We start from the raw sequence: 23928 nt of genomic DNA on the forward strand, positions 1-23928 counted from the left end.
ATTCCATAATCTGGCCCACCATATTTCTGTATATAAATACAGTGTAGACACAGTTAACTCATACATAGCCAATCCGATTGGTATAACGAGTTATCACCGCGCGCCAGGATCGAAAAAGCCACAAACCGCAGCTTTCTATCTCTCGATCAGCTGATGGTTTGCGGCTTAAGGCTTTCGTCAGATAATGCGGTTTTCTCCCAGCATCTGCCGGCGAGCTTCTTCCTTGGCCATTTTTTTCTTGCGGCTGGCGCAGGGATCCGGACAGTCACAGGCTTTTTCTATGCCTACACCACCCAGACCGCCACAAGAGCCGGCAATGGTCTTGCGCTGCACGATATAGCCGATGGCCATGGCGAAAATCACCAGGGCAAAGACTGCAAAGGTAATCAAAAAATACAGCATATCAACCTCTTGAATACTTCTTGAAGGCGCTGGTCATGTCCACTCTGAAGCCATCGTCCGTCTTGGTCAGCAGGTACACCGCCAGCCGGTGTTGCTCGGCAAACGCCAGTGCCCGCTCGGGCCCCATGACCGTTAGCGCGGTCGCCAAACCGTCTGCGATCATACAGGATGGATGGATCACTGTCACCGATGCCAGCTGATGGGTAATGGGGTGACCCGTGGCCGGATCTATGGTGTGCGACAGCCGCTCGCCGTCCAGTTCATAGTAGTTGCGATAGTCGCCGGAGGTGGCCACGCTGTTGTTGCCGACCGCGACTACCTGTTGTACCGAACCGGCTCCCGAACCCGGTTTTTCCACCGCTATGGTCCAGGGCTGGCGGTGACGATTAAGACCACTGAGCCGCACCTCGCCACCGATTTCCACCAGGTGATCGGTTATCCCCTCTTCACTCAGGTACTCCGACACCACGTCCACCCCAAAGCCCTTGGCGATGGACGACAGGTCCACGTACAGCTCGGGCAACTGTTTGTACAGATACTCCGACTCACTGTCGATGCCCACCCGCAGGTGCTGCAGTCCGGTACGCGCCCGGGTGTCGGCCAGCAGTGATTCACCGGGTATTCGGCTCGGTCTGGCATCGGGTCCAAAGCCCCACAGGTTGACCAGCGGGCCGACGGTGACGTCCAGCGCCCCTTCGGTCATGCGCCCCAACTGCAGCGCCGCCGTCACCACCCGGGCGGTATCGGACGACACTGGGAAAGGATCCGCCCCCTGATGCCGGTTAAAACGGCTCAACTCCGAGTCTTCCCGATAGGTCGACATCTGATCGTTGAGCCGCTCCAGACGGCGATCGATTTCCGCCTGCAGCGCCTGAGCCCGGGTCTCATCGACATCCACTACCTTGACCGAGTAGTAGGTGCCCATGGTATTGCCGGTCAGGTGCAGCTGCGGATGTTCGACCGCCGCCGGTTTACAGGCGACCAATAAAAAGGCCAGCCCCAGAGGGGCCAGCCATTTAGTTACATGAGATATCATCAGTGTTTAACCACCAAAGTCATCCAGCATGATGTTGTCTTCTTCCACGCCCAGATCCTTGAGCATGTTGATAACGGCGGCGTTCATCACCGGCGGACCACACATGTAGTATTCACAATCTTCGGGCGCGTCGTGATCCCGCAGATAGTTTTCATACAGCACGTTATGGATAAAGCCGGTATGGCCGGTCCAGTTGTCTTCCGGCAGCGCGTCACTCAGTGCCACATGCCACTGGAAGTTATCGCACTGTTCCTGCAGACCGTCGAAATCTTCTACATAGAACATTTCGCGCTTGGAACGGGCACCGTACCAGAAGCTGATCTTGCGCTTGGAGTTCAGGCGCTTGAGCTGGTCGAAGATGTGCGAACGCATCGGCGCCATGCCGGCACCACCACCGATAAACACCATCTCGGCGTCGGTGTCCTTGGCGAAGAATTCACCGAAGGGACCGGAAATGGTGGCCTTGTCACCCGGCTTCAACGACCAGATATAGGAAGACATCTTGCCCGGAGGCGCGCTCCAGTTACGTGGCGGCGGAGTCGCGATGCGCACGTTGAGCATGATAATGCCTTCTTCTTCCGGATAGTTGGCCATGGAGTAGGCGCGGATGGTTTCCTCGTCTACCTTGGACTCCAGATCGAAGATCTTGAACTTGTCCCAGTCTTCACGGTATTCCTCGGGCACATCGAAGTCTTTGTACTGGATGTGGTGAGGCGGAGCTTCAATCTGAATATAACCACCGGCACGGAAAGGCACGCTTTCGCCGTTGGGAATCTGCAGTTTCAGTTCCTTGATGAAGGTGGCCTTGCTGTCGTTGGAGATAACTTCGCAATCCCACTTCTTGATGCCGAATACTTCTTCCGGCAGCTCGATCTTCATGTCCTGCTTGACGTTGACCTGACAGGACAGACGCTCGCCCTCACGCGCTTCGCGCTTGGAGATGTGATCCTGTTCGGTGGGCAGGATTTCACCGCCCCCTTCCAGAATGCGCACTCGGCACTGTCCACAGGTACCACCGCCACCACAGGCAGAAGAGACGAAGATGCCGTTGGCCGCCAGGGCGCCCAGCAGCTTGCCGCTGGCACCGGTGGTGATCGCCTTGTCGGGATCGTCGTTGATGCTGATAGTCACATCCCCTTCCGCGACCAGCTTGGACTTGGCAAACAGGATAATGCTTACCAGGACCAGCACGATCACGGTGAACATGACCACGCCTAGAATGATTTCCATCGATTATTCCTTTTCTATCACCGGGTTACAGGGATATGCCAGAGAAAGACATGAAGCCAAGTGCCATCAGACCGGCGGAGACGAAGGTAATCCCCAGACCGCGCAGACCATCGGGCACATCCGAATACTTCATCTTCTCACGCAAACCGGCCAGCAAAACGATAGCCAGCATCCAGCCAATGCCGGAGCCAAAGCCGTACACGATGGACTCGGAGAAGTTGTAATCCCGCTGTACCATGAACGACACACCACCGAAGATGGCGCAGTTAACGGTGATCAGCGGCAAGAAGATACCCAGCGCGTTGTACAGCGCAGGGAAAAACTTGTCCAGCGTCATCTCCAGGATCTGAACCAGAGCCGCAATTACCCCGATAAAGGTAATGAAGTTCAAAAAGCTCAGGTCCACCCCTTCGGCCAGGGCGCCGTCTTTCAGGATGAAGTTGTAGATCAGGTTGTTAACCGGTACCGAAATGGTCAGTACCACCACCACCGCGACACCCAGACCGAATGAGGTTTTGACCTTCTTGGATACCGCCAGGAAGGTACACATCCCCAGGAAGAAGGCCAACGCCAGGTTTTCGATAAAGACGGCACGAACAAACAAACTCAGATAATGTTCCATCTATTACTCCTTCGCCTCCACCTGTTCCGGACGTGCGGTACGCAGTACCCAGATAATGCCACCGATGATGAAGAAGGCACTTGGCGGCAACAGCAGCAGGCCGTTGGCCTGATACCAGCCACCGTTCTTGATCAGCGGCAGTATTTCAATGCCGAACCAGGTACCGGAGCCCAGCAGCTCACGGATAGTGGCGACGATCAGCAGGATAAGACCATAACCCATGCCGTTACCGATACCGTCCAGGAAAGACATCATGGGCGGGCTCTTCATGGCATACGCCTCGGCGCGGCCCATTACGATACAGTTGGTGATGATCAAGCCAACGAATACCGACAGCTGCTTGGAGATGTCGTAGGCATAGGCCTTGAGGATCTGATCCACCACGATAACCAGAGAGGCGATAATCGCCATCTGGGCGATAATTCGCACCGAGTTGGGGATCTGATTACGCACCAGCGAGATAAACAGGTTAGAGAAGGCCGTTACCGCTATTACCGCCAGTGACATCACGAATGCGGTCTGCATCTGTGAGGTAACCGCCAGTGCGGAACAGATGCCCAGCACCTGCAACGCAATGGGGTTATTGCCGATGATAGGTCCGAACAGAACCTTTTTCATTTCAGCTTTATCAGCCATTGTTCAGCTCTCCTTTACGAACCTTGGCCAGGAACGGACCGAAGCCCTGCTCGCCCAACCAGAATTCAAAGGTTTTTTGCACACCGTTGGAGGTCAGGGTAGCGCCGGACAGGCCATCTACACTGGAAGGAGCACCTTCAGGCGCACCACCTTTCACCACTTTCAGGGCCGGCTTACCGTTGTCGTCAAACAGCTCTTTGCCAACAAACTGGGCACGCCAGTTGGGGTTTTCTACCTCACCGCCGAGGCCGGGCGTTTCACCCTGCTCGTAGTAGGTAATCCCCTTGATGGTGTTGCCATCGGGTGCCACGGCGACGAAGGCGTACATGGTAGACCAGAGGCCCTGACCATGAATGGGCAGTATGATGCTGTCCAGGTTGCCGTCTTCATCTTTGGCCATATATACCGGCACCATGTTGGCGCGGCGGCGAATACCGGCCGGATCCTCTTTCGGACTCAGCTTGATGCTGGTCGAAGGTTCCTTGGCGGCATTGCGCTGGTTATAGCCTTGCACCGTTTGGTCCGAAAACGTGTCGGTGGTCAGATCCAGCAGACGCGCTTCGATGAAGCGCTCATAGGTTTCGGCCACATTGTCACGGCCCAGACCCGCTACTTCAACGATATTGGTCTGCACGTCCAGGGCCTGGTTGCGCTGCTGGGTCGGCTTCAGCAAGACTGCTGCGCCGGATACCACCACAGAACACACCAGACACAGGACGCCGATGACGGCAAAGGTTCTGCCGATAGATTCTTTCTTAGCCACGAGCCAGTCTCCGTTTGATGTTAGCCTGCACCACGAAGTGGTCGAACAAGGGAGCGAACAGGTTGGCGAACAGAATGGCCAGCATCATGCCTTCGGGGAAGGCCGGGTTGACCACTCGGATCAAGACCACCATGATGCCGATCAGGGCGCCGTACCACCATTTACCCTTGTTGGTAAAGGAAGCGGATACCGGGTCGGTTGCCATAAACATCATGCCGAAAGCGAAGCCGCCCAATACCAGGTGCCAGTACCAGGGCATGCTGAACATGGCGTTGGTGTCGGAGCCGAGCATATTGAACAGGGTTGCGGTGGCAATCATGCCGATCATCACGCCTGCCACGATACGCCAGGAGGCAATACCCATGTAGATGATGAACAGGCCGCCCAGCAAAATCGCCAGGGTGGAGACTTCACCAATCGAGCCCTGAATGTTACCGATGAAGGCATCCATCCAGCCGATCATGGAACCGCTGTTGGCATCCATCAACGCCGCCTGACCACCACTGGCCCACTGGCCCAGTGCGGTAGCGCCGGAGAAGCCGTCAACGGCCGTCCAGACGGTGTCACCTGAAATCTCGGCCGGGTAGGCGAAGAACAGGAAGGCACGACCGGCCAGCGCCGGGTTGAGGAAGTTTTTACCGGTGCCGCCGAAGATTTCCTTGGCCATGACCACGCCGAAGGTGATACCCAGCGCTGCCTGCCACAGAGGCAGGGTCGCGGGCACGATCAGCGCGAACAGTACCGAGGTGACGAAGAAACCTTCGTTCACTTCGTGCTTGCGTACGGTGGCAAACAGTACTTCCCAGAAACCACCGACGATGAACACCGTCAGGTAGATAGGCAGGAAGTAGGTCGCGCCCAGCAACATCTTGCTGCCCCAGCCGGCGCCGTCACCCAGGGTTGCTCCCAGGCTTTGTGCCAGGCCATAACGCCAGTTGCCGTCGATAACCGAGGCCAGTTCGGCCGGGCTGTACATGTTCATCAGGGCATTGATGGTCTGCCCGCCAGAGTTGTACATACCGAAGAACATGGCCGGAAAGGTCGCCATCCACACCATGATCATGATGCGTTTCAGATCGATACTGTCGCGCACATGAGAGGCGTTGCGGGTAACCATGCCCGGGGTATAGAGCACGGTGGCAACCGCTTCATACAGGGCGTAAAACTTCTCGTATTTACCGCCCGGCTCGAAATGGTGTTCGAGCTTTTCCAGAGTGTGTTTCAAGCTCATTACTTAGCCCTCTAGCTCAATTGTGGTCAAACACTTGCGCAGAGCCTGGCCATAATCGTATTTACCCGGACACACATAGGTACACAGTGCCAGATCTTCTTCATCCAGCTCCATGCAACCCAGGGTCTGGGCGCTTTCGGTATCGTTGGACAACAAATCGCGCAGCAGCAGGGTCGGCAGGATATCCAGCGGCATGATACGTTCATAGTTACCGATGGGTACCATGGCACGGGCAGAGCCGTTGGTGGTGGTGGTCAGGTCGAACAGCTTACCCTTGGTCAAATGACTCAGGTAGGCGCGGGTCACCGAGAATTTATTGGCACCCGGCGCAAGCCAGCCAAACAGTTCTTTTTCGCGACCTTCGGCCAGGACCGATATCTGCAGGTGATAACGACCCAGATAGGCATGCGGACCATTGGCAATGGTGCCGTACAGCACGGAGCCGGAAATAACACGGTTCTCACCGTCCTGCAGTTCACCGGCGGTCAGCTCGTTGACACAGGCACCGATGCGGGTACGCAGCAGACGAGGCTTCTGTACCACGGGGCCACCCAGGGCAACAACGCGGTCGGTAAACAGCTCACCGGTGGTGAACAGTTTGCCGAAGGCAATCACATCCTGGTAATTGATATACCAGACCACCTTACCGGCCACGACAGGGTCGATAAAGTGAATGTGGGTACCTGGCAGACCGGCCGGGTGCACGCCACTGAACACTTGTTCGGTGATGTTGCCGGCCTGAGCCTGAGGCAAGCTGCCTTCGCCCTTACAGACATGCACCTTACCTTCGGTCAACCGGCTCAGCACCTGCAGACCATCGGTAAAGGCTTGCGCATTTTCCTTGATGATCAGCTCGGCGTTCGCGCTCAATGGATTGGTATCCATGGCGGTGACGAAGATGGAGCGAGGAGTAGAACCGATGGCCGGCACCTTGCTGAAAGGGCGGGTGCGCAGCGCCGTCCACAGGCCGGATTCAACCAGCTGATCGCGAACGGTTTCAGGTTCCAGTTTGGAAAGTTCAGCAGAAGCGTATTTAGAAAAAGTAATCTGATCTTCGCTGTCATCGACCGCAATCACCACAGATTGCAGTACGCGTTTGGCGCCACGGTTGATTTCAACCACGGTACCGCTGGCAGGAGCTGTGAACTTAACGCCCGGATTCTTCTTGTCTTCGAAGATCACCTGACCTTTTTTGACACGATCCTCTACCTTGACGTGCATGGTAGGGCGCATGCCCACAAACTCCTCGCCCAGCGTGGCAACGCGCTTGATGGCAGGACCATCGTAGATTACTTGCTCTGGGGTCCCGGAAATCGGGAGGTCCAGTCCTTTTTTAATTGTAATCATACTCACTTGCACTACTTGTTAGGGGAAGACAGGTACTTGCCATGTCAGACATGACAACATGCTGATGAGTCGCTACCGGTCTGCCTCTATCGTGTTGAAACAGCATGACTACAGTCCGGTAACATCCAGCCCGATATAAAAGGCGCATAATACTAGCACTTTTAGCGCGGCGGCTGCCACGGCAATTACCAAAAATTACCGCCTCTTTCAGCAAATTCAACTTGCTCAAAGTTTAAACAAGCAAGAATAAGGCCATGATATATGGCTACTTATTATCCCTTGGTCGCATAGGCGCCAGCCAATTGCAGGTATTGAGCCAACATCGCGGCATAACAAAAATATCAATCGCGAATAACATTCGGCTCAGGCCGAGGTACCCGCCCGACCACGACAGGCAGGGCTGTCGAGCACGCCTTCGCGCGCCTGCCATTCGGCAGGGGTCAGGGTATGCAGCGCCAGGGCATGAACGCCGCCGGCCAGTTCGTCGGCCAGCAGCGTATTCAGGGCCCTATGCCGGGCCAGCAACCGCTGACCGTTAAACTGCTCGCTCACCACCACCAGCTTGAAGTGGGTTTCCGAGCCCGGCGCCACCCGGTGCATATAGCTTTCGTTGATCACTTCCAGATGCGCGGGCGTCAGTGCCGCCTGCACCTTGCTTTCGATAACACTCTGTACCGACATAAGGAACTCCTGAGTAAATGACACTGAACCAAGACCGAATCATACCCGGCTTGCTTTCAGTAATGGAATAAATCGCATGACACGCGCCCCGGTTACGGCGTTACACCAGATAACGAAAGGTCAGGTTGATGCGGGCCGCATCGACGGCCGCGGCTCTGGGCAAGGCATGTTGCCAGTGATGCTGCATTTCGCCCGCCATCACCAACAGGCTGCCGTGGCTCAGCAGCAACTGGCGGCGCTCGCCGTTTTTATGGCGCAACAGAAAGCGGCGCGTCGCCCCCAGACTGACCGAGGCGATGACCGGATTTGACCCCAGCTCCGGCTCGTTGTCTGCATGCCAGCCCATGCTGTCCCGACCATGACGATACAGGTTGAGCAGGACGCCGTTGAAGGGCTGCGCGCAGATGGTTTGCAGCCGCTGACGGATCTCGTTCACCAGCGGGTGCCAGGGCACGGGTTCCCGACGCTTGCCGGAGTAACGGTAGGCCAGATCCCCCATCCAGCACGACAACCTGGGTTCGTCGTGTTCGCGCCCGAACAAATGCAACCGGTGCTGCTGCCAGGGGATCTCGGCCTGCAGTTGCTCGAGCCAGATGTCCGCCTCGGGCAGAAAGGCATTCGGCCACCACAGCAATCGCCCCTGAGGCAGGGATATCCATTCGGGTGAATCGGTCCACAGCTCCATACTGCTTTCTCCCATTAACTGCTAAAATGGCTCTTTTTTCTGTCGGGCCATCGCATCATGAATCACCACTTTCCCCTGCCTCAGGGGGGCGAGCTGTATCTGCAACGCTACCCTCGCTCTGCCCAGCACAGCCTGCAAGCCTGGGATGCGGCCGATGAATATATCATATCCGAGCTGATGACTCAGGAGTGGGACCAAAGCGCGCCCCTGCTGATCCTCAACGACGGTTTCGGTGCCCTCACCCTGGCACTGCATCACCACAGCCCCTGCAGTTTTACCGACTCGCGCATTGCCGAGCTGGCGCTGGCCGCCAATGCCCGGGACAACGATCTCGAGCCGGGCTGGCAGCCGCTGAACAGCCTGTCCGACGGACTACTTGCCGACGAACCGGCGCCCGGGCTGGTGGTGATGAAGCTGCCCAAGACCAACGCCATGCTGGAATATCAGCTGGCCGCCCTCAGCCGGGTGATGGGACCCGACACCCTGCTGGTCGCCGGGGCCAAGGCCCGGGACATTCACAGCTCGACCCTCAAACTGTTCGAACACTATATCGGCCCCACCCATACCAGCCTGGCCAGGAAAAAGGCCCGGCTGATCTTCTGCCGGCCGGAGCCGAACAAGCGTCCGGCGCCGCTGCCTGCCCCCCTGGCATGGCCCCTGGAAGGCACCGACTTCACCATTCACAACCACGCCAACGTCTTTTCTCGCGCCAGCCTCGATATTGGCGCCCGCTTCATGCTGGAGCACCTGCCCGCCGACGAGCCGGGACGAATCATCGATCTGGGCTGCGGTAACGGGGTGCTGGGACTGATGGCCCTGGCGCAGAACCCGCAGGCACGGGTGACCTTCGTGGACGAGTCTTACATGGCCATGGCCAGTGCCCGCCTCAACGTGAGCGAAAATCTGCCCGAGGCCGAGTCCCGCGCCCGCTTCATGGTCAATAACTGTCTCGATGGCGTCGCCGCCGACAGCGCCGATCTGATACTGTGCAATCCCCCGTTTCACCAGCAACAGGCCATAACCGACCATATTGCCTGGCAAATGTTTGTCGATGCCAAACGGGTACTTCGTCACGGCGGCCACTTGCTGCTGGTAGCCAATCGTCATCTTGATTACCATCAGAAACTGAAGCGTCTGTTCGGCAATCAACGGCTGGTGGCATCCAACCGCAAATTCGTTATTCTCAAAGCCACCAAACTCTCTTAAGGAATTTTTCATGAAATTAATCAAATGGTTAATGACCGGCATCCTGGCACTGAGCCTGACGGCCTGTGCCAGTTACTACCCCATCGCGGTTGACGTCAACCCCACAGTACAAACCAGTGCCGGTGTTTACCGGGGCCAGCCGGTTGCGCTCGGCAGCAAGGACGGCCGCAACAACGACTACATCATTCAGATAGAACAGAAAAACAAGGCCCCGGTGGTGGTGGGCGCCAGCAACAACCTCAAGGTGCAACTGGAACAGGCGCTGGCTCAGGGCCTGAGCACTCAGGGCGCTTTTATCGAGAACGGCGCCCCCACCCAGGTAGAGCTGGAGCTGCAGGAAGTACTGGCGCGGGTGATCCGCGGTCATATCAGCTACGACGTGGTGCAGCAGCTGCGCATACAGCTGACCCTGAAGCGCGACGGCCGCACCATCACCAAGCAGTATCGCCGCAGCGCCCAGGCCGAGTTCCCCGGTCGCCTGCACCCGGAGCTGGACAAGGTAAAAGAAGCCTTGAACCAACAGCTGTCACTGCTGCTGCAGGACATGCTGGCCGACCGCGACGTACAGCAATTTATCGGGGGTAACTGATATGACGCGTTTTTTGCTGCTGGCCGCCGGACTGCTGGCCGCCAGCTCCGCCCTGGCCGGCCCCAGAGTCGAACTGGTGACCAACCTGGGGTCGCTGCAGGTCGAGCTGAATGAGCAAGCCGCCCCCGCCTCGGTGGCCAACTTTCTGCGCTATGTGGATGACGGCAGCTATAACAACAGTATTTTTCACCGGCTGATCCCCGGCTTTGTGGTGCAGGGTGGTGGCTTTGGCACCGACCATGAGCCCTTGCCGACGTATGCCCCCGTGATCAACGAGTCCGGCAATGGCCTGTCGAACCAGACCGGCACCATCGCCATGGCTCGCACCCAGGATCCCGACAGCGCCACCCGCCAGTTTTATATCAACCTCAGCGACAACCATTCACTCGATGGCGGCCGCAAAGCCGGTTACACCGTGTTTGGCAAGGTGACCGGCGGCGAGCAGGTGCTGCAGCAGATGGCGCAGGTCCCTACCGGCATGAACCTCAAGCTGCGGGCAAGAGACGTACCGGAGCAGGACATCATACTGCAACAGGTTCGTCGACTGGATGACGGCGGAGCGGCGCATTAACGTCTTGAGCAAGGCAAGATGGACCCGGCAGCTGGCGCTTTATGCCGAGCGCCGGGTGCTGACCCTGTTTGCGCTGGGCTTTTCTTCCGGCCTGCCGCTGCTGCTGGTGTTCGGCACCCTGTCGTTCTGGCTGCGCGAAGCCGGTGTCAGCCGCACCAGCATCGGTTTTTTCAGCTGGGTGGCCCTGGCTTACGGGGTGAAGTGGCTGTGGTCGCCGCTGGTCGATCGCCTGCCCCTGCCCTGGCTGTCCCGCGTGATGGGACGGCGGCGCAGCTGGATGCTGTTGTCTCAGCTGATCATCATGGCGGCGCTGGCCGGCATGGCCTATTCAGACCCGACCACCCAGATGGTCAGCCTGGCGCTGTTTGCCCTGGCGGTGGCCTTCGCCTCCGCCACCCAGGATATCGTGATCGACGCCTATCGCATCGAATCCGCACCGGAACGACTACAGGGGGCCCTGGCCGCCGCCTACATGACCGGCTATAGGCTGGCGATGATCATGGCCGGTGCCGGCGCCCTGGCCATTGCCGCCTGGGCCGGCTCCGATCTGGGATACGATCCCGCGGGCTGGCGAGCCGCCTATTTGTGCATGATGGCTTTTATGCTGGTGGGGGTGATCACCTGCCTGCTGCTGCACGAGCCCGAGGTCGACTTGCACCAGCAGCAACAAGAGCAGGCCGACCATCGCCAACAACTGATAGACAGGGGGTATCCCCGCTGGCTGGCCGGCCTGGTGGCGTTTTTCGCCAGTGCCGTGGTGGCGCCCTTTGCCGAGTTCTTTCACCGTTTCGGCCGGCAGGCACTGATCATTCTGGCGTTGATCGCCTGTTATCGGGTGTCGGATGTGGTGATGGGGGTCATGGCCAACCCCTTCTACGTAGACATGGGCTTCAGCAAGTCGCAGATCGCCACCGTCACCAAGGTATACGGGGTCATCATGACCCTGGTAGGCGCGGCGGTGGGCGGCATCATGGTCAGCCGTTACGGCACCCTGCGCATCCTGATGCTGGGGGCGGTACTGGCGGCAGGCACCAACCTGATGTTTGCGCTGATGAGTCAGCTGGGCCCGGATGTACGCTTGCTGACGCTGATCATCTCGCTGGACAACCTCAGTGCCGGTATCGCCACCGCCGCCTTTATCACCTATCTGTCCAGCCTGACCAATGTGGCGTTTTCCGCCACCCAGTATGCGCTGTTCAGCTCGGTGATGATGTTGCTGCCCAAGTTTCTGGCCGGCTTTTCGGGGCTGGCGGTAGACGCCTACGGCTACGCGCCCTTCTTTATCGGATCCGCCGCCATCGGCCTGCCGGTGCTGTGGCTGATTAGAAAGGTGGGGAAAACAGCGCCCGGCGCCCAACAAAACCTGTAAGACCAAGATACTGCACGGATGTAGGCGATGCTTCAGCTTCGCAATGTGGCGTAGCCACATCCCTGCTCTATTCATCGTACAGGGATGAACATGTGCATGGGATCCGGCGTTGCCGGATTTCGCGGCTAAAGCACGCGACTACATTCGTGCTATATGCCAGTATTAGTGCTTAGCGCCGAGTGCTCGGCGCTACACAATCAATCGCGGAAGTTATTGAACTGCAGCGGTTGCTCCTGCTCGCCCTGGCGCAACAGCGCCATCACCTGCTGCAGATCGTCACGCTTCTTGCCGGTGACCCGCAACTGCTCGCCCTGAATGGACGCCTGTACCTTGATCTTGCTGTCCTTGATCTGCTTGACCAGCTTCTTGGCGAGGGCGCTGTCGATTCCCTGCATGAAACCCAGCTCCTGAATATGACGCTTGCCCGAGCGCACTATGCTACCCGGATCCAGCACCTTGGTATCGATGCCCCGCTTGATCAAGGCGCCCCGCAGAATATCCCGCATCTGCTGCAGCTGAAACTCCGCATCGGCACCCAGTTTCACCTTCTCGTCTTTCAGCTCGAAACTGGCCTCGACCCCGCGAAAATCGAACCGGGTATCCAGTTCCCGGTTGGCGTTTTCTACCGCGTTACGCACTTCATTCATCTCAACTTCAGACACAATATCAAAAGACGGCATACCGACTCCTTTAAACGGTTTTGTTAACCGGCAGCGACAAAAAAACACACTGGCAACGACGACGCTTCGCGGCTAACTTATTAGGTTCAAACAAAAGTGATAATAACAAAATTCAGGGGATAGAGTGATGACGGAATGGACCATTCTCGGGGCGGGCGCCCTGGGTTGTGTAATGGCAGGCCTGCTGCGCCAGCGAGGCGAGCGGGTCGGCTTCATGTTGTCGGCACGCCACCGCGGCCATTTTCACCCCAGCCTGGATCTGATCACCCTCGGTGGTCGCCATGAACTGATTCAGAGCCGGCCCCGTTTTCCCGAGCAGGCCCGCCAGGTGGAATGTCTGCTGGTATTCACCAAGGCCTACCAGGTAGTGGATGCATTAAAAGGACTGCAAGAGCTGCCGACCAGCACGCCCATCATTCTGTTTCATAATGGCCTGGGCGTGGCAGAGCAGGTGCAGGAGCTGTTTCCCCACAACCCGCTGATTGCCGGCGTCAGCAGCCACGGGGCCATGAAAGAAGGCGACTGGCTGGTGCGCCATACCGGCAAGGGCGATACCTGGCTGGGGCCGATGAATCAGGCTGCCAACGACTGGGCCCACCTGGTCAAGCCGCTGGCGGCGGCACTGGGGCATGCCGAATGGCGTGAGAACATCAAGCTGCACCAGCATCGCAAACTGGCTCTCAATGCGGTGATCAACCCGCTGACCGCCTGCCACAACATCCGCAACGGCCAGTTGCTGGAGCCTCGCTTTGCCGATGTGCTGGAGCAACTGAGTGAAGAGGTGTTTCAGGTAATGGTAAACCTTGGCGAAACCGAAAGCCGGGATGCCTTTCGCCGCCGTCTGCAGCAGGTGATTGAACTCACCGCCGTCAACTACTCGTCCATGCATCAGGATCTGGCCCACGGTCGCAGCACCGAGAACGACTACATTACCGGGTATATTCTGGCCCATGCGGGTGCCCAGCCGGTGCCGGTCAGCAGTCAGCTTTATCGGGAAATAAAACGCAGAGGCGGATGAAACAAAGCGGGAAGCGATAAGCCGATAGCGGAAAGGAAAACCGATAGTGTCTATCCGTAGGGTCGATTTCAATCGACCAAAGGCCATAACTGGCTGATTAAAAAGGTCGAATGAATTCGACCCTACGAAAGATGACAACGGCGTTTTCTGTTTTACTTACCGCTTAAAGCTTACCACTTAAGGCTGCAGTTAAGGCTTGTACACCTTGACGTTATCGAAGCCCTGCTCCTTGAGGTGAATGGCCTGCAAACGGCTCATGACACCGCGGGCGCAATACAACAGATAGGTCGTGTCCGGATCCAGCTCGGAGAACTGGCTCGACAACTTGAAAAACGGCATGGTAATGACGTTATGACCGGGCACGGTCAGCGGCGCCTCTTCTTCTTCTTCCGGCGCGCGAATATCGAGGATCACCTCGGCCATATTTTCTCCCTGGCTGAATTCCACTTCCGGCAGCTCCCACTTTTGCTCCAGCTTGCGCACATCTTCCACAAAGGCGGCCTGAATGGCGGTGTCGAGCACGGCAAAGTCGAAGTTGCTTTCTTCGTGCTCCACCTTGCCCAGCTTGGCCTTGATAGTCGGGCTCTGGGAAATAACACCGCAATATTCCGGCATTTTCTCGGCATAGGCGGCGGTACCGATCTGGCGGGCGACATCGATGATGTCCTGTTTGTCGCTGGCGATCAGCGGTCGCAGTATAAGGGTACCGGTCACCCGGTCGATCACGTTGAGGTTGGTGACGGTCTGGCTGGATACCTGGCCCATGGACTCACCGGTGACCAGGGCGTTGATTGCCAGTTTTTCGGCCACGGCGGCGCCGGCCCGCATCATCATTCGCTTCAGCACCACCCCCATGTGGCCGTTGTCGACCTTGTCCAGAATTTCGCCGACGACCTCTTCGAAAGGCACCGAGATAAACTTGACCCGGTGCGAGGAGCCGAACTTCTTCCACAGGTAGTACACCACTTCGCGTACGCCCGCTTCGTGCTCGGCGCCACCGAGATTGAAGAAACAGTAATGTACCCGGCTGCCGCGTTTGATGAACTGATAGGAAGACACGCCGGAGTCGTAGCCACCGGACATCAGGCTGAGCACGCTTTCCTGGGTGGCGATGGGATAGCCGCCCAGGCCCGCATGCTGCTGGCTGATCAGATAGAGGCGTTCGCCGTCCAGTTCCAGGTTAACCTGCACGTCCGGATTCTTCAGCTTCACACCGGCGGTATCGCAGCGCTGGTTCAAGCCGCCGCCCACATAACGTTCCACATCCAGCGAGCTGAACGACTGCTGACCACGGCGCTTGGCGCGCACGCAGAAGGTCTTGCCGGCCAGCTTGTCACCAAACATCTCCTGGGTCAGAGTCAGGATCTCGTCCAGCGATTCGACCTTGTGCTCTATCACTTCCAGAAACGACTGAATGCCCGGAACACAGGACAGCACCTCGATCATGTTCTGACGATGAGCGTCGGTCAGAATATTGGTGCGGACGATCAGCTTGTCCCAGTCGGACCGGATCTTGATATTTTCATCCAGAGGCTTGAGCACATTACGAATATTGCTCTGCAGAATCTTGCTCATGCGCTGGCGCACCGACTTGCTCTTGATGGTAATTTCTGGATGCAACTTGATAATAAATTTCATAAATTCGGTACGCCTAGGACAACAAAAAATAGAACAACAAAAAATAAAGCCCGGCATTATACACAACAATGCCGGGCCTTTGCTCAAATAATAACAGTCGCTAACCTGTGAGGCAGTGTTACTGCGGCGAAAACAGCTCCAACGGCGGGGTAAATCGGGGCTTGCCCTGAGAAATGGTGATCTCCACCCGCCGGTTACGGCGCCGGTTTTCGGAGGTGTCGTTGGGCTCCAGCGGTCGGGTTCCGGCCATGCCCAGCACCACCATGCGCTTCTCTTCAAAGCCCTCTACCTGCATCAGCTGATCCGCCACCGACAGCGCCCGTTGCGACGACAGCTCCCAGTTGGAGCGAAACAGCTCGTTGCTGGTCTGAATATCGTCGGTATGACCGGCCACCAGAATCTCGCCGGGAATATCCTTGAGCAAGTTGCCAATCTGGCGCACCACCGGCCAGAACTGGGGTTGCAAAAAGGCAGAACCCGCCGAGAAGGAGGCATTTTCCTTGATGCGGATAATCACCTGCTGCCCCAGCGCCTCAACCTCGATCGCATCCTGCTCGATTGACTCACTCAACGCCTCGGCCAGCTCCCGTGCCAGGGTCATGGTTTGCGGATCGGTGGGCGGCACGTCGGACTGCTCTCCCCCGCTTAAAGTACCGTTCTCACGGCTTTCTCCGCCCGACAGATCCTGCTCACCCGGATCAACGTCCAGCTCGGCCTGGGTCGAGTCGGTGGTGTGCTGCATAATCACATCAATCGGCGTTGGTTGCGGCTGACCGGGCCGAAACTCCAGGGCAATGACCGAGGTTCCCTTGGGAATGCCATCGGCTTCAATCAGGTTCTGTACCCCGAAGGCATACTTCATGCTGCCGGCGACTTGCTTGAACTTGAGTACATCCATTTCGGCAAAGGCCAGCAGCAAGACGAAAAAACTCATCAGTATGGTCGCCAGATCGGCAAAGGTCGCCATCCAGGCCGGGGCGCCCGCCGGCGCGGCTTTGCACTTCTTGGCCACTACTCCTCCTTCGACCGTTTGGTATCGGCCAGGTAATTTTCCAGCAAGCCCTGCAGCACCCGCGGGTTTTGTCCATCCTGAATACCCAGCACCGCATCCAGGATCAGGGTGCGGTTAAGCCGCTCTTCTTCTGAGCGCAACTCCAGCTTGTCGGCAATGGGCAGGGCTACCATGTTGGCCAGCATGGCACCGTAGAGGGTGGTCAGCAACGCGATGGCCATGGCCGGGCCTATCGCCTTGGGGTCATCCATGTTGGCCAGCATGGCCACCAGGCCGATCAGGGTACCAATCATGCCCATGGCCGGCGCCACGTCGCCCAGCGCCCGAAAGATTTTTGCCCCCTGCTCTTGCCGCTCGGCGGTAAGATCGATGTCTTTTTCCAGCGCCGCCTTTACCACCCCCTGCTCGTGGCCATCCACCAGCATGTCCACCGCCTTTTGCAGGAAAGGATTGGTAATGTCGGCCTCTTCCAGCGCCAGAAAACCGCCTTTGCGGGCCGAATCCGCCAGCACCACTACCCGCTCGATCAGCTCTTCCGGTTTTTCCAGCTTGAACATGAAGGCCTTGGCCGCCACCTTGGCCGCCCCCAGAAACTGACCCAGGTTGAATTTCATCATCACCACGAAGAGCGAGCCGACAAACACGATGAAAAACGACGGTACATCCACATAAAGACCGAGGCTGCCCCCCAGTATCATGGCCATGCCGATAAAGGCCATTCCACCGATCAATCCGATAATCGTTGCCAGATCCAAAGCAAGGTCCTCATTGGTTATTGCATGGGTTATTGCATATTGTTGCGGTCATAAACGAGGCCAATATTACCTCGTTACCGCCTGACTTGTCGCTGCCGGTGTTATCGGCCGTCTCAATATTTTCTGAACCGGCAACAGCAAAGAGGCCGTCGAACGGGTCTATATGTTTCGCCAAAAGCGTAACGGCAATGTTACTATTGCCCCCCATTTTGCCGCCTAATCACAGAGGATGCCCGTGGCTACCAAAAAACCGGAAAATATGGATTTTGAAAGCGCCCTCGCAGAACTGGAAAATCTGGTCAATCAGCTGGAAGAGGGTGATCTGAGCCTGGAGCAGTCGCTCAAGTCCTTCGAGCGGGGCATTCAACTGGTGCGCGCCGGTCAGTTACGACTGACCCAGGCCGAACAGCAGGTACAAATACTGCTGCAGCAGGATGAAGAGCAACTGGTGGCCTTCACTCCGGGTCAGGAGGAGCGCTAAGGTGGGATTTATCCAGATGCAGCAGCACTACCACGAACGCATCACGCGGGTATTGAGCGATGTTATTGCCGACCAGGATCATCTCGCCCCCGGGCTGAGAGCCGCCATGGAATATGGCCTGTTGCAGGGCGGCAAACGGGTTCGTCCCATGCTGGTGTATGCCAGTGGCGAGCTGCTGGGTCAGGCCAACGCCGCGGCGCTGGATGCGGCGGCGGCGGCGGTAGAATGCATTCACGCCTATTCCTTGATCCACGACGATCTGCCGGCCATGGATAACGACGACCTGCGCCGGGGCAAGCCTACCGTACACAAGGCCTTCGATGAGGCCACCGCCATTCTGGCCGGTGACGCCCTGCAGGCACTGGCTTTCGAGCTGCTCAGCCGACACCACAGCGGCCTGGGTGCCGAGCGTCAGTTGCGCATGGTGCAGGAGCTGGCCCGGGCCAGCGGCTATAACGGCATGTGTGGTGGCCAGGCACTGGATATTCAGTGCGAAGGCCAAACCATAGACAGCGCCACCCTGGAAAGCCTGCACCGCCACAAGACCGGCGCGCTGATCCGTGCCGCCGTTCGCCTGGGCGCGCTGTGCGCCGAGAACATGGACGAAGCGCACCTGACGGCACTCAGCCGTTATGCCGAGGCCATTGGCCTGGCGTTTCAGGTGCAGGACGATATTCTGGATATCACCGCCGACACCCAGACCCTGGGTAAAACTCAGGGCAAGGATCTGGTGCAGCAGAAAAGCACCTATCCGGCCCTGCTCGGCCTCGACGGCGCCCGCAATCTGGCGAACGAGTTACAGCAGCAGGCGTTGTCGGCGCTGGCCGATATCCCCCATCCTACTCAAACACTGGAAGCATTCGCTCATTACATCGTGAAACGCGATTACTAGGGCGAGGACAATAAGAAGCTTATGAGTCTGAATATTGCCGATTACCCGACCCTGGCGCTGGCCAACCTGCCCGATGAGCTGCGCAGTCTGCCCCAGGAGCGACTGCCCGCCCTGTGCGACGAGCTGAGATCCTACCTGCTGCACTCGGTCAGCCGCAGCAGCGGCCACCTGGCCTCCGGCCTGGGGGTGGTAGAGCTGACCGTGGCGCTGCATTACGTCTATAACACCCCCTTCGACCGTCTGGTATGGGACGTGGGCCATCAGGCATACCCGCACAAGATATTGACCGGCCGGCGTGAGCGCATGAACAGCATTCGTCAATATCAGGGGCTGCATCCTTTTCCCTGGCGGGACGAGAGCGAGTACGACACCCTGTGTGTCGGGCACTCCAGTACCAGCATAGGGGCGGCGCTGGGCATGGCCATTGCCGCCGCCGACGAGCAGCAGGGCCGCAAGGTCGCCGCCATTATCGGTGACGGCGCCATTACCGCGGGCATGGCGTTTGAAGCGCTGAACCATGCGGGCGATATTCACAAAGACATGCTGGTGATCCTCAACGACAACGAAATGTCGATTTCGGAAAACGTCGGCGCGCTCAACAACCATCTGGCGCGGATCATGTCCGGCTCGCTGTACAGCAGCCTGCGCGAAGGCGGCAAGAAGGCGCTGGAAATACTGCCACCGCTGAAGGAACTGGCCCGTCGTACCGAAGAACACCTCAAGGGCATGGTGATTCCCGGTACCTTGTTTGAAGAATTCGGCTTCAATTATGTCGGCCCCATCGATGGCCACGACATCCATACCCTGGTCGAGACCCTGCGCAACATGCGCAAGCTCAAGGGGCCGCAGTTTCTGCATATCATGACCCGCAAGGGCAAGGGCTACCTGCCGGCCGAGCAGGATCCCATCGGCTACCATGGCGTACCCAAGTTCGATCCCAGCGACAGCGTGCTGCCGAAGGCACCCTCCTCCGGGCCCAGCTATTCCACCATTTTCGGTAACTGGCTGTGCGACATGGCCAGGACCTGCCCGCAGTTGATGGCCATTACCCCGGCCATGCGCGAGGGCTCCGGCCTGGTGCGTTTTTCACGGGAGTTTCCCAAGCGCTATTTCGATGTCGCCATCGCCGAGCAACATGCGGTGACCCTGGCCGCAGGCATGGCCATCGAGGGCAAGAAACCGGTGGTAGCCATCTACTCCACCTTTCTGCAGCGAGCCTACGATCAGCTGATCCACGATGTGGCGCTGCAGGAACTGGACGTGTTGTTCGCTATCGACCGCGCCGGCATCGTCGGCGCCGACGGTCCCACCCATCAGGGGGCCTTTGACCTGAGCTTTATGCGCACCGTGCCCAATATGGTGATCATGACCCCGGCGGACGAAAACGAATGCCGGCAGATGCTCTACACCGGTTACCAACATCAGGGGCCGGCGGCGGTGCGTTACCCCCGCGGCAACGGCAGCGGTGCCGAGCTTCAGGCGACAATGACGCCGCTGGAGCTGGGCAAGGGCCGAGTCATTCGCACCGGCAGCAAGATCGCCATATTGAACTTCGGTACCCTGCTGGTGGAAGCCGAAGCCGCCGCCGAGCAGCTGGATGCCACCCTGGTGGACATGCGCTTTGTTAAACCGCTGGACGAAGCCCTGCTGCTGTCCTTGCTGGCCGAGCACGAGCTGCTGGTAACGGTGGAAGAAAACGCCATCATGGGCGGCGCCGGCTCGGCGGTAGTTGAGTGTCTGATGCGCCACAAGAAACCGGTACCGGTACTGAACCTGGGCCTGCCCGATATCTTTGTCGAACAGGGCAACCAGCAGCAGATCCTGGCCAAACTGGGCCTGGATGCCGATGGCATGGTGAAGTCCGTTCGGGAATATCAGGTTAAATAGCAGGCAACTCAGGGAATGGAGAGCTACCTCTATTCCCTAAATCTTCAGCTTACATATTCGGGTAATTGGGACCTCCGCCGCCTTCCGGCACCACCCAAACGATATTCTGGGAGGGGTCCTTGATATCGCACGTCTTGCAATGTACGCAGTTCTGGGCGTTGATCTGAAAGCGTTTTTCCTCTTCCTCTTCGATTACTTCGTAGACGCCCGCCGGGCAGTAGCGCTGTGCCGGCTCCGCCCAAACAGGCAGGTTCTTGGCAAGCGGAATGCCGGCATCCCTAAGCTGAAGGTGACTGGGCTGATCCTCTTCATGGTTGGTGTTCGACAGAAATACCGACGACAATTTGTCGAAGCTGAGCTTGCCGTCCGGCTTAGGATACTCGATTTTCTTGTACTCGGACGCCGGCTTCAACTGAGCGTAATCATTGCAAGTATCATGCAATGTCAGCGGGAACTTGCCATTGAAGATATTCTGGTCAACGACATTGAAGGCACCACCCAACAGGGTGCCGAACTTGTGCATCGCCGGGCCAAAGTTGCGGCTGCGGAATAGCTCATCAAAGAGCCAGGAGCCCTTGAATTTGTCGGTGAAGGACGCCAGGTCCTTGCCCCCCTCGTCGCCGGCAGCGAGTGCTTCGAACACCGCCTCGGCAGCCAGCATGCCGGACTTCATCGCGGTGTGAGTCCCCTTGATCTTGGAGAAGTTCAAGGTACCGGCATCGCAGCCTAGCAGCAGCGCCCCGGGCATCGTCATCTTGGGAAGAGAGTTGAAGCCGCCCTTGGCGATGGCGCGGGCACCGTAGGAAACTCGCTTGCCACCGTCGAGATATTGCTTGAGCAGTGGATGGTGCTTCATCCGCTGGAGCTCGTCGTACGGGCTCAGCCAGGGGTTGCTATAGTTGAGATCGATAATCAGCCCCACCACCACCTGGTTGTCCTCGGCGTGATAGAGGAAGAAGCCACCGTTGCTGTTCCCGTGATCTTTCTCCGATAAAGGCCAGCCGATGCCGTGCAACACCAGGCCGGGTTGGTGCTTCTCCGGGTCGATATCCCAGAGTTCCTTGATGCCGAGACCGTAGTGTTGCGGGTCGGCGTCCTTGTCCAGTGCAAAGCGTTCGAGCAGCTGTTTACCCAGATGACCGCGACAGCCTTCGGTGAACAAGGTATATTTGGCGTGCAGCTCCATGCCCGGCATATAGCTGTCCTTCTGCTGGCCATCGTGAGCGATGCCCATGTCGCCAGTAGCGATCCCCTTCACAGATCCATCTTCATGATAAAGCACTTCAGACGCCGCGAAGCCCGGGAAAATCTCGACACCCAACTCTTCGGCGCGTTCGCCCAGCCAGCGGCACAAGTTGCCGAGGCTCGCAACGTAATTGCCGGTGTTGTGCATCGTCTTCGGTGCCAGCGCATTGGGAATGCGACGGGCGTTTTCAGCGTCTTTCAGCAGGTAGATTTGATCTTCGGTGACCTTGGTGTTCAGCGGCGCACCACGCTCAATCCAATCCGGGAAAAGCTCGTTCAGAGCACGCGGCTCGATAACGGCGCCGGAGAGGATATGGGCGCCGACTTCGGAGCCTTTTTCGACCACACAAACCGTCAGTTCCTGCTCGGCGTCCCGGGCCTGCTGCATCAGCCGGCAAGCGGCCGACAGCCCTGCGGGGCCGGCACCGACGATGACGACGTCGAACTCCATGGATTCTCTATTCATCACAATACCCGTATGACAGTAAAACCAGGGGCCGTCATGACGGCCCTTACATTAAGCCTGATTCAGCCTCAGAAAATCAGATGGGTCGCCAGTGCCACCAGAGGAATAGCCAGCACCGTTCTGATAAGGAAGATCACAACCAGATCCTTCACCGTGAGCGGAATATCAGACTCCAGCATGGCATTCGCGCTTTCGGTAAAGAAGATGATCTGAATGGTGGACAGTGTGCAGACAAAGAACACACTCATGGGTGCGACATCGGCTCCAGCGATGATGATGGCCGGCAAGGCTATCTCGGCAATCGAGAGCAGTACCGTCGGGGCTATCTTGTCCGCATCGGGCAAGGCCAGCAGATTGAGCAAGGGCTCAAACACCACTCCCAGGTAGTCGAATACCGGCGTATAGGTACCGACGATCAGCGCTATGGTCGCGATCGACAGGATATAGGCGACAATTTTCTGGGCAAAGGTCGCCGCCTCCCAGAAATATTTATAGAAGACATCGGCCCTCGTCATCGATGCCCGTTCTACGGCAGCACTACAGGCGCGCATCCATATATTGCTATCTGATACGTTGGTACCTTTAGCTGTCTCCTGCACCGGCTGACCATCAAAATAGATATCCTGTTTGTTGCTCAGCGGCGGTATGCGGGTGACCACGGCGGCCAGTACAAAGTTGATGATAAAAGACGAGATGATCATGTGCGGCAAGTAATCCATGATGCCGCCGATCGAGGCCAGCAAGGCAAAGAAGCCCAGACTGCAGATGCTGAAATTGGTCGCAATGCTGGCCGCTTCACGCTGGGTATAATGGCCGCTTTTGTAAAGCTTGTTGGTGATAAAGATGCCGACCGCCGGTGCGGCGACGAAAGAAGCGACGGCATCCACGGCTGAACGTCCCGGCAGCCGGTAAAGCGGACGCATAAGCGGCTCCATAAGAGTACCAACAAACTCGAGAAAACCAAATTCGGTGAGGAACAGCACAAAGAAGCCGGCGATGATGACCGTCAGGAACACACTGCCACCGAGATAGAGCGCCAGGCCGCCGACATCCTTGTGTAGAAACCAGTCGGGTCCTATCCTGAACACCAGCAGGGCAGCAAACACGGCTCCCAGCACGAACAGCAGGCCGGCAATAACATTGTCTTTGCGGTGATAGCGTTTCAATGCGGCATTACTGGTCACCTTGGAGGCAACCCAGGTGATGCACAGCAGTACCGTGAGCCCCAGGGTGATGTACTCCAGATTCGTGCCCAGAAATGCCTTGATAGCGCCGATGATAGTCACCAGCGGCACATTAGATTTATCGGCATCGACCGAGAAAGGAATAAAGAAAATCAGCAAACCAATTACGCTGCCAAACAGCGCCTTCACGGCACCACTGCTCCTTCCCTGTATTATTTCAGCGTTATTCATCCATCTATCTCCATATTTGATTCTGCTAGAAGTCCCCTGCCATGATGGCAGGGGTACACCCTTAACCGGCA

24 protein-coding genes are annotated in these 23928 nt (G+C 57.7%); 8 read left to right on the top strand and 16 right to left on the bottom strand.

The annotated features are described in order from the left end of the window. Nucleotides 1–177: 177 nt before the first annotated feature. From nqrM to ABD827_RS10740, 10 genes are all read right to left on the bottom strand, one after another. A complete protein-coding gene (nqrM, locus tag ABD827_RS10695; protein ID WP_204794983.1) occupies nt 178–402 on the bottom strand; it encodes a (Na+)-NQR maturation NqrM in 225 nt (74 codons plus the stop codon). 1 nt (nt 403) lies between these two features. After that, entirely contained in the window at nt 404–1438 is a 1035-nt protein-coding gene (locus ABD827_RS10700; RefSeq protein WP_344964785.1) for an FAD:protein FMN transferase, read from the bottom strand. A 6-nt stretch (nt 1439–1444) separates the two neighbouring features. Further along, nucleotides 1445–2668, bottom strand: a complete 1224-nt coding sequence (gene nqrF, locus ABD827_RS10705) for an NADH:ubiquinone reductase (Na(+)-transporting) subunit F (protein WP_298719017.1) — start codon at nt 2666–2668, stop codon at nt 1445–1447. Nucleotides 2669–2693: 25 nt separating this feature from the next. Further along, a complete protein-coding gene (nqrE, locus tag ABD827_RS10710) occupies nt 2694–3290 on the bottom strand; it encodes an NADH:ubiquinone reductase (Na(+)-transporting) subunit E (protein WP_204794986.1) in 597 nt (198 codons plus the stop codon). A gap of 3 nt (nt 3291–3293) precedes the next feature. After that, nucleotides 3294–3926: an NADH:ubiquinone reductase (Na(+)-transporting) subunit D gene (locus tag ABD827_RS10715; protein ID WP_344964786.1), complete on the bottom strand. Its 633-nt coding sequence runs from the start codon at nt 3924–3926 to the stop codon at nt 3294–3296. Then, on the bottom strand, nt 3919–4689 hold the full coding sequence (locus tag ABD827_RS10720; RefSeq protein WP_344964787.1) for a Na(+)-translocating NADH-quinone reductase subunit C: 771 nt from the start codon (nt 4687–4689) through the stop codon (nt 3919–3921). Before ABD827_RS10720 ends, ABD827_RS10715 begins: the two co-directional genes overlap by 8 nt. Continuing rightward, on the bottom strand, nt 4682–5920 hold the full coding sequence (locus tag ABD827_RS10725; protein WP_344964788.1) for an NADH:ubiquinone reductase (Na(+)-transporting) subunit B: 1239 nt from the start codon (nt 5918–5920) through the stop codon (nt 4682–4684). The genes ABD827_RS10720 and ABD827_RS10725 overlap by 8 nt, the downstream gene beginning before the upstream one ends. A gap of 3 nt (nt 5921–5923) precedes the next feature. Further along, nucleotides 5924–7267, bottom strand: a complete 1344-nt coding sequence (locus tag ABD827_RS10730) for a Na(+)-translocating NADH-quinone reductase subunit A (RefSeq protein ID WP_298719008.1) — start codon at nt 7265–7267, stop codon at nt 5924–5926. A 363-nt stretch (nt 7268–7630) separates the two neighbouring features. Then, nucleotides 7631–7948, bottom strand: a complete 318-nt coding sequence (locus ABD827_RS10735; protein ID WP_298719007.1) for a BolA family protein — start codon at nt 7946–7948, stop codon at nt 7631–7633. 100 nt (nt 7949–8048) lie between these two features. Continuing rightward, a complete protein-coding gene (locus tag ABD827_RS10740) occupies nt 8049–8633 on the bottom strand; it encodes an alpha-ketoglutarate-dependent dioxygenase AlkB family protein (RefSeq protein ID WP_344964789.1) in 585 nt (194 codons plus the stop codon). Between the two features lie 57 nt (nt 8634–8690). Here ABD827_RS10740 and ABD827_RS10745 point away from each other — a divergent pair, with 57 nt between their 5' ends. Genes ABD827_RS10745 through ABD827_RS10760 form a run of 4 tightly spaced genes read left to right on the top strand, consistent with a single transcriptional unit; the run spans nt 8691 to nt 12368 of the window. Further along, nucleotides 8691–9839, top strand: coding sequence for a methyltransferase (locus ABD827_RS10745; protein ID WP_344964790.1), 1149 nt, complete (start codon nt 8691–8693; stop codon nt 9837–9839). 10 nt (nt 9840–9849) lie between these two features. Continuing rightward, a complete protein-coding gene (locus ABD827_RS10750) occupies nt 9850–10428 on the top strand; it encodes a YajG family lipoprotein (RefSeq protein WP_344964791.1) in 579 nt (192 codons plus the stop codon). Between the two features lies 1 nt (nt 10429). Beyond that, the gene (locus ABD827_RS10755) at nt 10430–10999 is read left to right on the top strand and encodes a peptidylprolyl isomerase (RefSeq protein WP_298718999.1); all 570 of its coding nucleotides are present in this window, start codon (nt 10430–10432) and stop codon (nt 10997–10999) included. Continuing rightward, on the top strand, nt 10995–12368 hold the full coding sequence (locus ABD827_RS10760; RefSeq protein WP_425567989.1) for an AmpG family muropeptide MFS transporter: 1374 nt from the start codon (nt 10995–10997) through the stop codon (nt 12366–12368). Before ABD827_RS10755 ends, ABD827_RS10760 begins: the two co-directional genes overlap by 5 nt. 197 nt (nt 12369–12565) lie before the next feature. Here the strand turns inward: ABD827_RS10760 and ABD827_RS10765 are convergent, their stop codons facing one another. Beyond that, on the bottom strand, nt 12566–13048 hold the full coding sequence (locus tag ABD827_RS10765; RefSeq protein WP_298718995.1) for a YajQ family cyclic di-GMP-binding protein: 483 nt from the start codon (nt 13046–13048) through the stop codon (nt 12566–12568). Between the two features lie 127 nt (nt 13049–13175). Between ABD827_RS10765 and ABD827_RS10770 the strand changes: the two genes are divergently transcribed. Beyond that, nucleotides 13176–14066, top strand: coding sequence for a ketopantoate reductase family protein (locus ABD827_RS10770; protein WP_344964793.1), 891 nt, complete (start codon nt 13176–13178; stop codon nt 14064–14066). Nucleotides 14067–14255: 189 nt separating this feature from the next. Here the strand turns inward: ABD827_RS10770 and thiI are convergent, their stop codons facing one another. The 3 genes from thiI to pomA all read right to left on the bottom strand — a co-directional run bounded on the left by thiI (nt 14256) and on the right by pomA (nt 17471). Beyond that, a complete protein-coding gene (gene thiI, locus ABD827_RS10775; RefSeq protein WP_344964794.1) occupies nt 14256–15704 on the bottom strand; it encodes a tRNA uracil 4-sulfurtransferase ThiI in 1449 nt (482 codons plus the stop codon). A 118-nt stretch (nt 15705–15822) separates the two neighbouring features. After that, nucleotides 15823–16716, bottom strand: a complete 894-nt coding sequence (locus tag ABD827_RS10780; protein WP_344964795.1) for a flagellar motor protein MotB — start codon at nt 16714–16716, stop codon at nt 15823–15825. Continuing rightward, nucleotides 16716–17471, bottom strand: a complete 756-nt coding sequence (gene pomA / locus ABD827_RS10785) for a flagellar motor protein PomA (protein ID WP_298718988.1) — start codon at nt 17469–17471, stop codon at nt 16716–16718. Before pomA ends, ABD827_RS10780 begins: the two co-directional genes overlap by 1 nt. Before the next feature lie 235 nt (nt 17472–17706). Here pomA and xseB point away from each other — a divergent pair, with 235 nt between their 5' ends. The 3 genes from xseB to dxs are packed head-to-tail and all read left to right on the top strand — an operon-like array spanning nt 17707 to nt 20731. Continuing rightward, the gene (gene xseB, locus ABD827_RS10790; protein WP_425567988.1) at nt 17707–17952 is read left to right on the top strand and encodes an exodeoxyribonuclease VII small subunit; all 246 of its coding nucleotides are present in this window, start codon (nt 17707–17709) and stop codon (nt 17950–17952) included. 16 nt (nt 17953–17968) lie between these two features. Then, complete coding sequence (gene ispA, locus ABD827_RS10795) at nt 17969–18844, top strand: (2E,6E)-farnesyl diphosphate synthase (RefSeq protein ID WP_425567990.1); 876 nt, start codon at nt 17969–17971, stop codon at nt 18842–18844. 21 nt (nt 18845–18865) lie between these two features. Continuing rightward, entirely contained in the window at nt 18866–20731 is a 1866-nt protein-coding gene (gene dxs / locus ABD827_RS10800; RefSeq protein ID WP_344964798.1) for a 1-deoxy-D-xylulose-5-phosphate synthase, read from the top strand. A gap of 49 nt (nt 20732–20780) precedes the next feature. On the opposite strand, the gene ABD827_RS10805 is transcribed toward dxs, so the two are convergent. Together ABD827_RS10805 and ABD827_RS10810 are read right to left on the bottom strand one after the other, a co-directional pair. Continuing rightward, a complete protein-coding gene (locus ABD827_RS10805) occupies nt 20781–22442 on the bottom strand; it encodes an electron transfer flavoprotein-ubiquinone oxidoreductase (protein ID WP_344964799.1) in 1662 nt (553 codons plus the stop codon). Nucleotides 22443–22510: 68 nt separating this feature from the next. Then, nucleotides 22511–23857, bottom strand: coding sequence for a YjiH family protein (locus tag ABD827_RS10810; protein WP_344964800.1), 1347 nt, complete (start codon nt 23855–23857; stop codon nt 22511–22513). Nucleotides 23858–23928: the final 71 nt, after the last annotated feature.

It is taken from the genome of Oceanisphaera sediminis, from assembly GCF_039539745.1.
GTDB lineage: Bacteria > Pseudomonadota > Gammaproteobacteria > Enterobacterales > Aeromonadaceae > Oceanimonas > Oceanimonas sediminis.

What these genes read in the sequence shown, in the direction of transcription:
- ABD827_RS10750 (WP_344964791.1), top strand. Translation starts at nt 9,850, where the DNA reads ATGAAATTAATCAAATGGTTAATGACCGGCATCCTGGCACTGAGCCTG.
- ABD827_RS10725 (WP_344964788.1), bottom strand. Translation starts at nt 5,920, where the DNA reads ATGAGCTTGAAACACACTCTGGAAAAGCTCGAACACCATTTCGAGCCG.
- nqrE (WP_204794986.1), bottom strand. Translation starts at nt 3,290, where the DNA reads ATGGAACATTATCTGAGTTTGTTTGTTCGTGCCGTCTTTATCGAAAAC.
- nqrM (WP_204794983.1), bottom strand. Translation starts at nt 402, where the DNA reads ATGCTGTATTTTTTGATTACCTTTGCAGTCTTTGCCCTGGTGATTTTC.
- ABD827_RS10730 (WP_298719008.1), bottom strand. Translation starts at nt 7,267, where the DNA reads ATGATTACAATTAAAAAAGGACTGGACCTCCCGATTTCCGGGACCCCA.
- ABD827_RS10770 (WP_344964793.1), top strand. Translation starts at nt 13,176, where the DNA reads ATGACGGAATGGACCATTCTCGGGGCGGGCGCCCTGGGTTGTGTAATG.
- ABD827_RS10755 (WP_298718999.1), top strand. Translation starts at nt 10,430, where the DNA reads ATGACGCGTTTTTTGCTGCTGGCCGCCGGACTGCTGGCCGCCAGCTCC.
- ABD827_RS10735 (WP_298719007.1), bottom strand. Translation starts at nt 7,948, where the DNA reads ATGTCGGTACAGAGTGTTATCGAAAGCAAGGTGCAGGCGGCACTGACG.
- ABD827_RS10740 (WP_344964789.1), bottom strand. Translation starts at nt 8,633, where the DNA reads ATGGAGCTGTGGACCGATTCACCCGAATGGATATCCCTGCCTCAGGGG.
- ABD827_RS10700 (WP_344964785.1), bottom strand. Translation starts at nt 1,438, where the DNA reads ATGATATCTCATGTAACTAAATGGCTGGCCCCTCTGGGGCTGGCCTTT.
- ABD827_RS10715 (WP_344964786.1), bottom strand. Translation starts at nt 3,926, where the DNA reads ATGGCTGATAAAGCTGAAATGAAAAAGGTTCTGTTCGGACCTATCATC.
- ABD827_RS10765 (WP_298718995.1), bottom strand. Translation starts at nt 13,048, where the DNA reads ATGCCGTCTTTTGATATTGTGTCTGAAGTTGAGATGAATGAAGTGCGT.
- thiI (WP_344964794.1), bottom strand. Translation starts at nt 15,704, where the DNA reads ATGAAATTTATTATCAAGTTGCATCCAGAAATTACCATCAAGAGCAAG.
- nqrF (WP_298719017.1), bottom strand. Translation starts at nt 2,668, where the DNA reads ATGGAAATCATTCTAGGCGTGGTCATGTTCACCGTGATCGTGCTGGTC.
- ABD827_RS10805 (WP_344964799.1), bottom strand. Translation starts at nt 22,442, where the DNA reads ATGAATAGAGAATCCATGGAGTTCGACGTCGTCATCGTCGGTGCCGGC.
- dxs (WP_344964798.1), top strand. Translation starts at nt 18,866, where the DNA reads ATGAGTCTGAATATTGCCGATTACCCGACCCTGGCGCTGGCCAACCTG.
- ABD827_RS10810 (WP_344964800.1), bottom strand. Translation starts at nt 23,857, where the DNA reads ATGAATAACGCTGAAATAATACAGGGAAGGAGCAGTGGTGCCGTGAAG.
- ABD827_RS10745 (WP_344964790.1), top strand. Translation starts at nt 8,691, where the DNA reads ATGAATCACCACTTTCCCCTGCCTCAGGGGGGCGAGCTGTATCTGCAA.
- ispA (WP_425567990.1), top strand. Translation starts at nt 17,969, where the DNA reads ATGCAGCAGCACTACCACGAACGCATCACGCGGGTATTGAGCGATGTT.